The organism is Haloprofundus salinisoli (assembly GCF_020097815.1).
Classification (GTDB): domain Archaea; phylum Halobacteriota; class Halobacteria; order Halobacteriales; family Haloferacaceae; genus Haloprofundus; species Haloprofundus salinisoli.
The window spans coordinates 18,238-31,224 of sequence record NZ_CP083664.1; the positions used below are offsets into that span (position 1 = coordinate 18,238).

Annotated in this window: 8 protein-coding genes; 4 read left to right on the plus strand and 4 right to left on the minus strand. The window is 65.6% G+C overall.

Annotated elements, in window-relative coordinates; all coding sequences use genetic code 11:
- Positions 1-321 precede the first annotated feature (321 nt).
- Both LAQ73_RS15840 and gdhB read left to right on the plus strand, forming a co-directional pair.
- On the plus strand, positions 322-1,500 hold the full coding sequence (locus LAQ73_RS15840) for a M24 family metallopeptidase (protein ID WP_224270965.1): 1,179 nt from the start codon (positions 322-324) through the stop codon (positions 1,498-1,500).
- A 55-nt stretch (positions 1,501-1,555) separates the two neighbouring features.
- Positions 1,556-2,806, plus strand: a complete 1,251-nt coding sequence (gene gdhB, locus LAQ73_RS15845) for a glutamate dehydrogenase GdhB (protein ID WP_224270966.1) — start codon at positions 1,556-1,558, stop codon at positions 2,804-2,806.
- Between the two features lie 53 nt (positions 2,807-2,859).
- Here the strand turns inward: gdhB and LAQ73_RS15850 are convergent, their stop codons facing one another.
- Together LAQ73_RS15850 and LAQ73_RS15855 are read right to left on the minus strand one after the other, a co-directional pair.
- Entirely contained in the window at positions 2,860-6,021 is a 3,162-nt protein-coding gene (locus LAQ73_RS15850; protein ID WP_224270967.1) for an FAD-binding and (Fe-S)-binding domain-containing protein, read from the minus strand.
- Positions 6,022-6,030: 9 nt separating this feature from the next.
- Positions 6,031-7,002, minus strand: a complete 972-nt coding sequence (locus LAQ73_RS15855; protein WP_224270968.1) for an NAD(P)-dependent oxidoreductase — start codon at positions 7,000-7,002, stop codon at positions 6,031-6,033.
- 173 nt (positions 7,003-7,175) lie between these two features.
- On the opposite strand from LAQ73_RS15855, the gene LAQ73_RS15860 reads away from it, so the two are divergent.
- Both LAQ73_RS15860 and ilvA read left to right on the plus strand, forming a co-directional pair.
- Positions 7,176-8,456 (plus strand): amidohydrolase, encoded by a 1,281-nt coding sequence (locus LAQ73_RS15860; protein WP_224270969.1) that lies wholly within the window; start codon positions 7,176-7,178, stop codon positions 8,454-8,456.
- Positions 8,453-9,748 carry a threonine ammonia-lyase gene (gene ilvA, locus LAQ73_RS15865; RefSeq protein ID WP_224270970.1) on the plus strand — a complete coding sequence of 432 codons (1,296 nt, stop codon included), beginning with the start codon at positions 8,453-8,455 and terminating at the stop codon, positions 9,746-9,748. The genes LAQ73_RS15860 and ilvA overlap by 4 nt, the downstream gene beginning before the upstream one ends.
- Before the next feature lie 93 nt (positions 9,749-9,841).
- Here ilvA and LAQ73_RS15870 read toward each other — a convergent pair whose 3' ends face one another.
- Both LAQ73_RS15870 and LAQ73_RS15875 read right to left on the minus strand, forming a co-directional pair.
- Entirely contained in the window at positions 9,842-11,194 is a 1,353-nt protein-coding gene (locus tag LAQ73_RS15870; protein ID WP_224270971.1) for an aminotransferase class III-fold pyridoxal phosphate-dependent enzyme, read from the minus strand.
- A 99-nt stretch (positions 11,195-11,293) separates the two neighbouring features.
- Positions 11,294-12,937 carry a BCCT family transporter gene (locus LAQ73_RS15875; protein WP_224270972.1) on the minus strand — a complete coding sequence of 548 codons (1,644 nt, stop codon included), beginning with the start codon at positions 12,935-12,937 and terminating at the stop codon, positions 11,294-11,296.
- Positions 12,938-12,987 lie beyond the last annotated feature (50 nt).

The window sequence follows — 12,987 nt, forward strand, 5'->3', positions numbered from 1 at the left end:
GCCGACCCATGGAGGCAACTTGAGGGTTCGTGCGCTCCTCGTTGGAACAAGAGCGTGGTGGCTCTGACTATTCGTGGTCGTTCCGCCGGAGGCGTTCGTGGTACCCAAGCCCGTACTCGTCTTTCAGATCTCGACCGACGAGAATTTCGAGGCGGGATTCTTCGCCCCCACTCGACCGAGTACGACGTGTTTCGGATCAGTGGCGCGAATCCAGCTCCGCTATCTGGCCGCGCCTGGGAACGAAGGTACACAAAATCCGTTTCTCATGTACACAAAAAAGTTATACATCCACTCCCCGAACCAACAACGCGAGACGTTGTCATGGCTCAAGCGGTGTTCGATACAGCGGAGTACGACCGACGAATCGCCCGAACGAAAGCGCGGATGGAGGAGGAAGGATTAGACGCCGCCGTCGTCAGCGACCCGGCGAACATGAACTACCTCACCGGCTACGACGGGTGGTCGTTCTACGTCCACCAGGCCGTCATCCTCACTCCCGACCGCGACGAACCAATCTGGGTCGGCCGCCAGATGGACGCGACCGGCGCACGCGCGACGACGCGGCTCTCAGAGGAGAGCATCCGACCCTACAGCGACGACCACGTCCAGTCACCGCGTGATCTCCACCCGATGGACTTCTTCGCCGAAGTGCTCTCGGACCTCGGCGTCGATGACGGTCGAATCGGGCTGGAGATGGACGCGTACTACTTCACCGCGAAGTCCTACACGCGCCTGCAGAACAACCTCCCCGAGGCCGACTTCGAGGACATCACACTGCTCGTTAACTGGGTACGCGTGAAGAAGTCAGAGGCCGAACTGGAGTACATGAAACAGGCCGCTCGCATCTCTGAGAACGCGATGCAGGCCGGCCTCGATGCTATCGGTGAGGGCGTCCCCGAGTACGAGGCGGCCGAAGCCATCTACTCGGCGCTCATCGACGGCACCGACGAATACGGCGGCGACTACCCCGCTATCGTGCCGCTGATGCCATCGGGCGACTACACGGGAACACCGCACTTGACGTGGACCGACCGCCCCTTCCGAAACGGCGACCCGGTGCTCATCGAACTGTCGGGCTGTCGGCACCGCTATCACTCGCCGCTGGCGCGGACGACGTTCGTCGGCGACCCGCCAGAGGAGGTCGAAGAGACCGCCGAGATCGTCGTCGAGGGGATGGAAGCCGCCCTCGACGCCGCCGAACCCGGCGTCACCGCCGAGGAAGTCGAGAAAGCGTGGCGAGACACCATCGCGAAGTACGGCGTCGAGAAAGCCGACCGTATCGGCTACTCGATGGGGCTCGGCTACCCGCCGGACTGGGGGGAACACACGGCGAGTCTCCGTCCCGGCGACGAGACGGTGCTCGAGGAGAATATGACGTTCCACACTATTCCGGGACTGTGGTTCGACGACTTCGGCGTCGAACTCAGCGAGACGTTCCGCGTCACGTCGACCGGCGCCGAACCGCTCGCGGACTTCCCTCGACGGCTGTTCACCGCCTGAGATGACGACGACAGAACCGACAGACCAAACCGAACGGGCGACGGAGTCCACAGAGATGACAGACACCGAATCGACGCTGTCGAACGCCCGCCGACAGTTGGAACACGCGGTCGCCAACGTCGACATCGACTCGGGTGTCGTCGAACGGCTGAAACATCCGACCCGAGTCCAGCAGGTCTCCATCCCGCTGCGCCGCGACGACGGCACCCTGGAGGTGTTCACCGGCTACCGCGCCCAACACGACGACGTGCGCGGACCGTACAAGGGCGGCCTGCGCTACCACCCGGAGGTCACCGCCGAGGAGTGCATCGGGCTGTCGATGTGGATGACCTGGAAGTGCGCGGTGATGGATCTCCCCTTCGGCGGCGGGAAAGGCGGCGTCGCCGTCGACCCGAAGACACTCTCCGAACAGGAGCGCGAACGGCTCACCCGACGCTTCGCCGAGGAGATCCGCGACGTTATCGGACCGAAACAGGACGTGCCAGCGCCGGACATGGGGACGGATCCGCAGACGATGGCGTGGTTCATGGACGCTTACTCGATGCAGGAAGGCGAGACGACGCCCGGCATCGTCACCGGCAAGCCGCCGTCTATCGGCGGCAGCCACGGCCGCGAGGAGGCACCCGGCCGGAGCGTCGCCATCGTCACGCGCGAGGCCATCGACTACTACGACTGGGACATCGAGGAGACGAACGTCGCCGTCCAGGGGTTCGGCAGCGTCGGCGCGAACGCGGCCCGCCTCCTTGACGAGTGGGGCGCGAAGATCGTCGCCGTCAGCGACGTCGACGGTGCCATCTACGACCCAGACGGCCTCGACACGAACGATGTCGAGGGACACGACGAACGCCCGGGAATGGTTTCGGGCTACGACGCGCCGGAGTCGCTCACGAACGCGGAGCTGCTGGAACTCGACGTCGACGTGCTCGTCCCGGCCGCCGTCAGCAACGTCATCACCGCCGACAACGTCGACGACGTGCAAGCGAAGCTCGTCGTTGAGGGCGCGAACGGACCAACGACGTTCGCCGCGGACACGATTCTCGCAGAGCGTGGAGTTCCCGTGATACCGGACATTCTGGCGAACGCCGGTGGTGTAACGGTCTCGTACTTCGAGTGGCTCCAGGACATCAACCGCCGGACGTGGCCGCTCGATCGCGTCCACGAGGAACTGGAGACGGAGATGCTGAAGGCGTGGAACGCCGTCCGCGCCGAGGTCGACGAGCGCGACCTGACGTGGCGCGACGGCGCCTACGCGGTCGCGCTTTCTCGAATCGGCGAAGCGAAAGAGTCGCGCGGACTGTGGCCCTGACGCGGCGCTTGCGCTGACCGCCTTCTATTTTTGAAGACGCCAGAGTCGTCGCTTCAGCGCTCCAGCGCCTCGGCGACCTTCTCGACGGGATGTGGCGGCTCGGGCACCGACTCGCCGCGGTCGCCGAGCTGTGTCCGACACGACGCGCCAGGTGCGACGACGACCTCGCCGCCGCTCGCGTCCACCTGGTCGTACAGAATCCGACCGATTGCCTCGCTCATCGAGTAGTGTTCGGCCTCGTAGCCGAACGAACCGGCCATCCCACAGCAGCCCGAATCCAGCGGGTCGACCTCGTAGCCGACGCGCCGCAGGACGCCGACGGCGTGGTGGTCCTTCCGCGTCGCCTTCTGATGACAGTGGCCGTGGTAGGTCAGCGACTCGGCGGGTGCCGACGGCGGTAGCGCCTCGTCGAGGCGGAACGTGTTGAGGTACTCCATCACGCCGTAGGTGTTGACCGCTACCGCTTCGACGTCCGCGACGGAGATTCCGTTTGTTGCCAGCGACCCGCCTAACAGGTCGAGATAGTCCGACTGGAGCATCACCGCGTCCGACGGCTCTACGAGCACGACGTCCCAGCCGTCGGCGATGCGAGGAGACAGCGCCGCCACGTTCGTCTCGGCTCGCTCCCGCGAGCGGTCGAGAAACCCCTTCGAGTGGGCGGGACGGCCGGTCGACGTGACGCCGTCGGGGAGCGCGACGTGGACACCCGCCGCTTCGAGCACGCGAACGGCCGCCTTCCCTGCCTCGGGATGGTTGTAGTTCGTGTACGTATCCGGAAACAGCAGCGCCCGTCTGTCGGCCGCCGACACCGGAACGCGGGAGCCGCCGCGCTCTTCGAACCAGTCGACGAACGTCTCGCGGTGGAACGTCGGCAACGACCGCTCTCGCGCGATGCCGACGGTCTTCTCCAGTATCGTCCGCACGCCCGGAAGCTTCGGTGCGAGGTTCGCAAGGGGTGCGAACGCCGATCCGAGGGCGTTGAGGCGGTCGACCTCCGAGAACAGACGGTCGCGGAGACTCGCGCCGTGGCGCTCGTGGTGGGCGTGTTCGACCTCGGCTTTGAGCTTCGCCATGTCGACCTCGCTGGGACAGTCGCGCGCACAGCCCTTACACCCGACGCAGAGGTCGACGACTTCGCGCATGAACTCGACGTCGTGGCTCTCCTCGGAGAGGTCGCCGCTCATCGCCTGCCGGAGCATGTTCGCTCGGCCGCGGGTCGAGAGGCTCTCCTCGTCGGCGGCGCGGTAGGTCGGACACATCACTCCGCCCGTGGTGTCTTGCTTCCCGCGACAGCCACCGCAGCCGTGACAGAGCTCGGCCATTCCCCGAAAGCCGTTCGCGTTCTCCCACTCGAGCGTCGGATCGAAGTCGGGGTCGAACTCGTAGTCGGGGTCGAATCGCAGGTTCTCCGTCATCGAGACGACGTTCGCCCGCGAGGGTGCATCCGCCGGCAGCGCCTCGGACTCGTCGTAGCCACAGACCTGGCCCGGATTCAACAGCCAGTCGGGGTCGAACGCGGTTTTCAGGTCGCGGAACGCTCGCCAGAGGCGGTCGCCGTACAGTTTCCGGTTCCACTGAGAACGGGCGCGACCGTCGCCGTGTTCGCCCGAGACGCTACCGCCGAACTCGACGACGAAGTCGGTCACCGAGTCGGCGATACGCTCGAACGCCTCCAGTCCTTCGACGGTCTTGGTGCTGACGAGCGGACGGACGTGGAGGACGCCCGGACCGGCGTGAGCGTAGAAACTCGTGTTCGCGTCGTAGTCGTCGATAACTTCGCGGAACCGGTCGACGTACTCCGGGAGTCGCTCGGCGGGCACCGCGCAGTCCTCGATGAACGAGATGTGCTTCTCGTCGGTCGTCCGCGACAGCAGAATGGGCGCGGCCGCCTTCCGCATCTTCCAGAGGCCGGCGCGCTCCTCGGCGTCGTGCGCTTCCAGCGCCGCGAACGCGCGGGCATCGTCGTCGAGCTCGACCCCCTCAGAAGGCGTCGTTTCGGGGGTCGCCGACGGGACCCGCGCGGCGAGGAGGTCGGCGACTTGCTGGCGACCGTCCGCCTCGGAGTCAGCGTAGAATTCGACCAGTAGGGCGCCGCGCGTCCCCTCCGGGAGCGACGCGGCCACGTCGTGGAACTCGGCGGTCTCCAGTGCGAGGTCGATGAGCACATCGTCGATGAGCTCGACGGCGGCGGGGTCGTGTCCGAGGATAGCCGCGACGTCGGCGGCGGCGTCGTAGACGTCCTCGTAGGTCAGAAGCGCGACCGCCTTCGTTTCGGGAATCGGTTCGAGCGAGACGGTCGCCTCGGTGACGATTGCGAGCGTCCCCTCGCTCCCGGCGAGCAGGCGCGCGAGGTTCACGGACCCGGCTTCGCTTTCGGGGTCGATGCCCGAGTCGTCGGGCGTCCGGCGCTCGCCGCGGGCCTCGTCGACCAACATGTCGAGATTGTACCCCGAGACGTTGCGCTTCAGCTCCGGGTACCGGGCGTCTATCTCGTCGGCCTCCTCGTCGAAGATGCGGACGACTTCGGCGTAGATGCGCGGCAGGAGGCCGCTTTCGGGGCCGTCGTCGCCCCACGCCGACGAATCGGGGTCGGCCTTCTCGCGGAGCTCCGACAACTTGATCTCGCCGAACGTGGTCACCGTCCCGTCGGCGAGGACGACCTCTGCTTTCTCGACGTAGTAGTCGGTTTTGCCGTACTTCAACGAGTGCGCACCGGTCGAGTTGTTTCCGATGGCACCGCCGAGGACGCTCCGGTTGCCCGCCGCCGGGTCGGGCGCGAACTTCAGTCCGTGTGGGGCGGCGCGCTCGTTCAGGTCCGCGAGAACCGTTCCGGCCTGCGCGGTCGCTCTCTCCTCGTCGGGATCGACGGAGACGACGGCGTCCATGTATCGGGAGAAGTCGAGAACGACCGCCTCGTTGACGGCCTGTCCAGCGAGACTCGTGCCGCCGCCGCGCGGGAGGACAGGGATCTCCCGCCGCGCACAGTAGTCGACGACGGCGGCGACGTCCGCGGTCGAAGTCGGGAAGACGACGCCGAGAGGAACGACCTCGTAGGCGGAGGCGTCGGTCGCGTACAGCTGGCGCGTGTACTCGTCGAAGCGCACGTCGCCGTCGACGCGCGATTCGAGGTCCCGGACGAGACCGGAGCGGGCGACGTCGCCGCCGACGTAGTCGTACGTCGCGCGCGGGTCGGCTGAGGGGTCGTTCGTAGTCATCGATGACGGTCAGGCCGACTCCGGTGCGAGTAGTTGGTTCACCAGTTCGCCGCCCGCGTCGAGGCGGTCGACGTTCTCGGCGACGATGTCGGCGAGACGGTCCCAGTGATTCGGCGTGTGACCGCCCGTGTGTGGCGTGATGAGGCAGTTTTCGAGGTCCCACAGCGGATGGTCGGCCGGCAGTGGTTCGGGGTCGGTTACGTCCAGTGCAGCGCCGCGAATCTTGTTCCAGCGCAGCGCCGAGACGAGCGCGTCGGTATCGACGATGCCGCCGCGGGCGGTGTTGACGAGCACCGCGTCGGGCCCCATTGTCGCAAACTCTTCCTCACCGATGAGGCCGCGGGTCAGGTCGTTGAGTGGACAGGCGAGAACGACGTACTCGCTGCGCGAGAGCGCGTCGTGAATCGCATCCTCATCGAAGCCGACGACCTCGTCGGTCGGCCCGCCCTTCTCGGGGGTGTAACGGACGCCGATGGTGTCGACCTCGAATCCCTGCAGGCGCTGGACGAGCGCCTCACCGATCGAGCCGAGACCGATGACGGTGACCGTGCTCCCCGTGAACTCGTGCGACTGGAAGTGACGCCACTCCGAACGCTGCTTTCGTCGCCACCCTTCGTGGAGTCGACGGGTGAAGGTGAGTATGTTTCCGATGGCCTGCTCGGCGATACCGGGCGCGTGGATGCCGCCCGCGTTGGTGACGGCGACGCCGCGGTCGGCGAGCGCGTCCATCGGCAGGTGGTCGGTACCGGCGAACGTGCAGGCGAACAGTTCGAGGCGCTCGGCGCGCGCGAGCAGTTCCTCGTCGACGCTGATTCCGGTGACGATTCGCGCTTCCGCCACGAGTTCGCGTTCCTGTTTCGGCGTTCGAGCGAGCGCGACCGTCTGGTCCGGGAGGCGTTCACGCAGCACCTCGGCGTACGGTTCCATCGAGAGTCCTTCCGTCCCCTCGCGGAGGACGACGACGTCGGGATTTGTGGTCATCTGAGTGCTCTCTGCCGGATAGTGGCGGTCGGGCTGGTCGACACTCGCGACCCGCGCCATCGGTCCGGTGCGTATGCTCGTACCATCGTGAGAGTGCGACTTAGTGTTTTTGTGTAACCGCCATCAACGAAAATCGTTCACAGTTAAGTGCGTGGTCACTGTCACACTAGCGCATGGCCGAGTCTGTACGAGCGCGACTGAGCGAGTTGCGACGAGAGCTCCACCGGTATCCGGAACCCGGCTGGTGCGAATTCCAGACGACCGCGCGGCTCGTCGAGGAACTCCGGACTATCGGGGTCGACGAACTCGCGGTCGGACCGGAGGCGTACGACCCCGACGACCGGATGGCCGTTCCGTCCGACGACCGCGTCGAAGCGTGGTACGACCGGGCCCGCGAACGCGGTGTGGACGACGACCTCCTCGAGAAGATGGCGGGCGGCAACACGGGCGCCATCGCCGTCCTCGACCGCGGCGAGGGGCCGACGGTCGGTCTCCGCGTCGACATCGACGGGCTGTTCATCGAGGAGTCTGACGACGGCGACCACGTCCCGGCCGCGGAGGGGTTCCGTTCGGAGACCGGCGAGACGATGCACGCCTGCGGCCACGACACCCACATGACCTGGGGGCTCGCCACCGTGGAAGCGATAGCGAACAGCGAGTTCGAGGGCCGACTCGTCGCGTTCTTCCAGCCCGCCGAGGAAGTCTCCGGAGGCGGCTGTCCGATGGCGAAAAGCGAGTACGCCGAGGGACTCGACTACCTGTTCGCCGTCCACGTCGGACTCGATCACCCGACCGGCGAGGTCGTTGCCGGCATCGAGCGACCGCTGGCGATGTGTCACGTCGAGGTCGACATCGCAGGCACGTCAGCGCACGCCGGGAAAGCGCCGCAAGACGGAGACAACGCGATTCAAGCGCTCGGAACCGCCATCCAGAACGTCTATGGTATCCCGCGGCACGCCGACGGGATGACCCGCATCAACGTCGGGCGAATCGAAGGCGGAACGGCGAGCAACATCATCGCCGAAGACGTAGGGGCGGTCGCCGAGGCCCGCGGCGAAACGACGGCGTTGATGGAGTACGCCAAGGAAGAGCTCACACGGACGTTCGAGACGGCCGCGGAGATGCACGGCTGTGCGGCCGACGTGACCATCGCGAGCGAGAGCCCGCGCGCCGATAGCGACCCCGAACTCGTCGACGTCGTCGCCGACGTCGCCCGGGACGTTGGCGGTGTCGACACCGTCGTCCCGACTGCTGATTTCGGCGCGAGCGAGGATGCGACGTTCCTGATGCAGCGCGTACAACGGGAGGACGGACTCGCGTCGTATCTCATCGTCGGTACCGACCACCCGACGAGTCACCACACGCCGACGTTCGACGTCGACGAGCGCAGCCTCGAAACCGGCGTCGAACTGCTCACGGAGTCGATTCTCGCCGTCGCGGAGGACGGACCGTGAGTTCACCGTCCGGAGACTCCGACGCGTCCGGCTCATCCGGCGACGTACCGTCCGCCGCCGACATCGTCACCGTCGACGACGTCGAGGCCGCCCGCGAACGCCTTGCGGACGCTGTCCACCGGACGCCGCTCGACGGGTCGACGACGCTCGCAGAGCGCAGCGATGCTGATGCGGTCGGACTCAAATTGGAGAACGTCCAGCGGACGGGGTCGTTCAAGATTCGCGGCGCGTACAACGCGATGGCCCAACTCTCGGAGGGAGAGAAGGAGGCCGGTGTGGTCGCCGCCAGCGCCGGCAACCACGCACAGGGGGTCGCACTCGCCGGACGGTTGCTCGACGTCGACGCAACTATCGTCGTTCCAGAGGTGACCCCGGCAGCGAAAATCGAGGCGACCCGCGGTTACGGGGCCGACGTCGTCGTCGAGGGTGGCGACTACGAACGTTCGTACGAGCACGCGCTGGAACTCGCCGACGAGAAGGAACTGGCGTTCGTCCACCCCTTCGACGACGAGTGCGTCATCGCCGGCCAGGGGACCGTCGGTCTCGAACTCGTCGAACAGATGCCCGACGTGGACACCGTCCTCGTCTCCATCGGCGGGGGCGGACTGATTTCGGGTATCGCAACGGTGATGAAAGCCCACGACCAGACCATCCGCGTCGTCGGCGTCCAACCCGAGGGGGCCGCCCACGCCAAACCCTCGCTCGAACGCGACGAGATACATATGCTCTCGGAGGTCGACACCGTCGCCGAAGGTATCGCCGACGCCCGACTGCTGGAGAAAACGTTCGCCGTCGTCCGCGAGCGCGTCGACGACGTCGTCTCGGTGAGTGACGCCGACATCGCCGTCGCCACGACATTACTCGCCGAGCGGGCGAAGACGGTCGCCGAGGCAGCGGGTGCGGCCCCGGTCGCGGCGCTGCTCTCGGGAGCGGTCGAGGTTGACGGCGAGCGAGTCGCTGCGGTCGTCTCCGGCGGGAACGCGAATCTCACCGACCACGCCGAACTGTGTCGGGTCGGCCTCGAACGACTCGGTCGCTACGCCGAGGTCCGCCTGGAACTCGACGGATGGCCGACGGTTCTCGGCGGCGTGACCGATGTCGTCGAGAAAGAAGGGGCGGAACTCGGCGTGTTAGAACGCACCCGACGCACGGCGGTCGCCGACCTCAACCGGACACCAGTTCGCCTCGGCGTCGAGGGGAGCGGCCTCGATCACCTCCGCAACGTGGTGGCCGCACTCGACGCGTTGGACGGAGTCAGCGTCGTAAGGCACAGCCTCGACACGGAGATATAGAGAACGAGCGAGTATAGCTGACGGTTCTCCGCCGTCACGCGTTTTTCTGCCGTGTTCCCTCTCCGGTCGCTCTTCGAGTACGTCCCGTCTGTGTTAAGCCAGTGCCTTGGAGGCGACGTCGTCCATCGCCTCGGTGAAGATGTCGATTCCCAGTGCTATCTCGCGTTCGGTCGAATCCAGCGGCGGCAGTAGACGAACCGTCTTCTTTCCGCAGCCGAGGGTGAGCAGGCCGCGTTTCAGCGCCGCCTGAACCACGGCGTCACGACGCTCCTTGGTGTCGAACTCGACGGCGAGCATCAGTCCCTTGCCGCGGATATCGTCGACGTGGTCGGGCGCGTCGTCGCGTAACAGCTCCTTGGCTTGACGGCCGCGCTCGGTCGCGTTTTCCAGGAGGTCGTGTTCCTCGATGGCTTCGAGCGTGAACGCCCCTTGCATGGAGGCGAGGAGGTCGCCGCCGCCGAACGTCGACCCGAGGCGGTTCTTCTCCTTGGGGAAGATATCCGTCTTCGAGATGGTCGCGCCGACGCGCAGTGCCTTCGCACTCGCGATGACGTCGGGCTCGATGGGGTAGTGGTCCGACGCCCACATCTCGCCGGTTCGCCCGATGCCCGACTGGATCTCGTCGACGACGAGCGGGATGTCGTACGTCTCGCAGACGTCGCCCACCTCGGCCATGAACTCCTCGTTCGGGAAGCGGTAGCCGCCGACGCCCTGAATCGGTTCGAGGATGGCGAAGGCGACCTCGTCGGGGTCGACGTGACCGCCCTCGGGTTCGAGCGCGTTCCGTAACTGCGAGCCGTTCTTACGAACGAACCCGCAGTTGCAGTTGTTCGCGTCGGCGCAGTCGCAAAACGGTATCGTCCTGACGCCGGCGATTTCGGGGTAGTGGCGGGTGTAAACCGACTTCGAGAACGTGAGCGACAGCGTCCCGAGGGTTCGACCATGGAAACTCCCGTCGAACGCGTAGGCGTACTTCGCAGTCGGGTTGCGGTCGTGCGTGATCTTCACGGCGTTCTCGACGGCTTCCGCGCCGGAGTTCGAGAGGAAAACCGTGTCCATTCCGTACTGGCTCGACACGTCGACAAGTTTCTCCATCAGGTGGCTCGCGCCGGGGAACTCTGCGGTGTCGGGGTCCGCTCCCGCGCCGAAGTACATGTCCTGGCCGGCGATCTTCATCGGCTCAACGAGGTCGAACTCGCGGAGTTTCGAGAGGATTTTCTCGTTGTTGTAGCCGAGCGGAGCCGCGCCGATATGGCAGGTGAAGTCGAGGAGGACGTTGCCGTCAACGTCGGTGACGAACGGGCCGTCGGCCTCGGCAGTCACATCCCAGACGAACTCGTGGGAGTACTCACTTGGGGCGGCGTGTTCGGTGTGAAACTCGATCCACTCGCGCGCGTTGGGTCCGGGAAGCGCAGCTGTATCGGGCTCCGCGGTATCCCTGTTCATACACAAAGAACGTGTACGGCGTACATTAAAACTTGTTATGGACTGATATCATCACTGACGCTGGTGCGCTCGCAATCGTTCCAAAAACGTCAGAAGGAGTCAGTCGTCGTCGGTCGTGGGCTTCTTGGCCGTCGGGGTCTGGTCGGTCTTCTTCGGCGACCCGATGAGCGTCGTCCGGTCTTGAAGCAACACACGGCCGTAGTTCGAGCTGAACTCCTTGACGAGTCCGAGCAGCGCGAGGAGACAGACGAACGCGAACGGCGCGCCCGTGATGATGACCGCTGACTGCAGCGCGTTGACGCCGCCGAGGGTCATCAGAATCGCGGCGAACATTCCGAGGACGACGCCCCAGAAGATCCGGTTGATGCTCGAGGGGCTGGCCTTCCCGCCGGTCGTCATCATCGACACCGCAAGCGTCGAGGAGTCCGCCGACGTGATGAAGAACGTGGTCACGAGTATCATGAACGCGATCATGAACACTGAACCGAACGGGAACGCCTCGAACAGCGCGTAGCCTGCGACGGCCTCGCCGTGCGTTCCGATCGGACCGAGCAGGTCAGTGACGTTGTTGTGCTGGGCCCAGACGGCCGAGCCACCAACGACGGTAAACCACGGGATGGTCGCCGCCGACGTGGCGACGATGCCGGTGAACGCGACCTCGCGGACGGTCCGACCCTTCGAGATGCGCGCGATGAACAGACCCGCGAACGGCGACCACGAGAGCGCCCACGCCCAGTAGAAGACGGTCCAGCTGTTCATCCACTCCGTAGCCTCGGGGTTTCCGGCACCCATCGCGCCGGCACCCGTGAAGAGGCTCATCGAGACGAAATCGGTGATCATCCCGCCGACCGCCTGCGTCCCGAGCAGCACCAGGAACACCGACGGACCGATGATGAACGTCGCCACCGTCAAGATCCCGAACAGAATCATGTTGAAGTTCGAGAGTCGACGGATACCCCTGTCGACCCCGAGCACCATCGACAGCGTGAACAGCAACGTCATCATCGTCACGACGAGGATGACGCCGGTGCTCCCGAGGTCGATACCCCACTGGTAGTCGAGTCCGGTGATGAACTGGCTCCCGATGAATCCCAGCGACGTCGCTACACCGCCGATGGTCGCGAAGACGGCGATTATGTCGACGACTTTCGCCGCGACGCCGTCGAGGTTGTCCTTACCGAGGAGCGGGGCGAGCGCCGACGAGACTCGCAACGGAATGTGCTCGTAGTTGTAGGCGAAGTAGCCGATGGCGATTCCCATAATCGTGAACACTGCGAGCTGCGGGAGCGCCCAGTGGAACAGCGTCTGTTGGACCGCGATGACCATCGCTTCCGGTGACCCGGCCGACACGTCGAAAAGCGGCGACGGGTTATCGTAGTAGAACAGCGCCTCGGTCGGTCCCCAGAAGACGACACCCGCGGCGAATCCGGCCGAGTACAGCATCGCAAAGAACGACAGGAAGCTGTACTCCGGCGGTTCGTCGCCGAGCGTGGCGTTGCCCCACGGGCCGACGATCAGGAACAGAAGGAAGACGACGACGAGGAAGACGATTACCAGCAGTGCCCAGTTGAGGTACTGATTCATTACGCCGTTAGCGGTGTTGATGCCCAACTGAACGAGGCCCGGTCTGACGAAGTACAGCGCAATCAGGCCGACCGTCAGGGTCGCGCCAAAGAGGAACACCACCGGATCGAGCTCCTCGCGGAAGCGACCGACCGGTCCCGTGCCGTCGGAAGCGCTCATCTGTCAGCACCTCTCCCCCGGATGGGAGTCCGCTCGCTCCAACATCGCGG

Excerpts from the sequence above, each read along its gene's own strand:
- LAQ73_RS15840 (WP_224270965.1), top strand. The coding sequence starts at position 322 with ATGGCTCAAGCGGTGTTCGATACAGCGGAGTACGACCGACGAATCGCC.
- gdhB (WP_224270966.1), top strand. The coding sequence starts at position 1,556 with ATGACAGACACCGAATCGACGCTGTCGAACGCCCGCCGACAGTTGGAA.
- LAQ73_RS15850 (WP_224270967.1), bottom strand. The coding sequence starts at position 6,021 with ATGACTACGAACGACCCCTCAGCCGACCCGCGCGCGACGTACGACTAC.
- LAQ73_RS15855 (WP_224270968.1), bottom strand. The coding sequence starts at position 7,002 with ATGACCACAAATCCCGACGTCGTCGTCCTCCGCGAGGGGACGGAAGGA.
- LAQ73_RS15860 (WP_224270969.1), top strand. The coding sequence starts at position 7,176 with ATGGCCGAGTCTGTACGAGCGCGACTGAGCGAGTTGCGACGAGAGCTC.
- LAQ73_RS15870 (WP_224270971.1), bottom strand. The coding sequence starts at position 11,194 with ATGAACAGGGATACCGCGGAGCCCGATACAGCTGCGCTTCCCGGACCC.
- LAQ73_RS15875 (WP_224270972.1), bottom strand. The coding sequence starts at position 12,937 with ATGAGCGCTTCCGACGGCACGGGACCGGTCGGTCGCTTCCGCGAGGAG.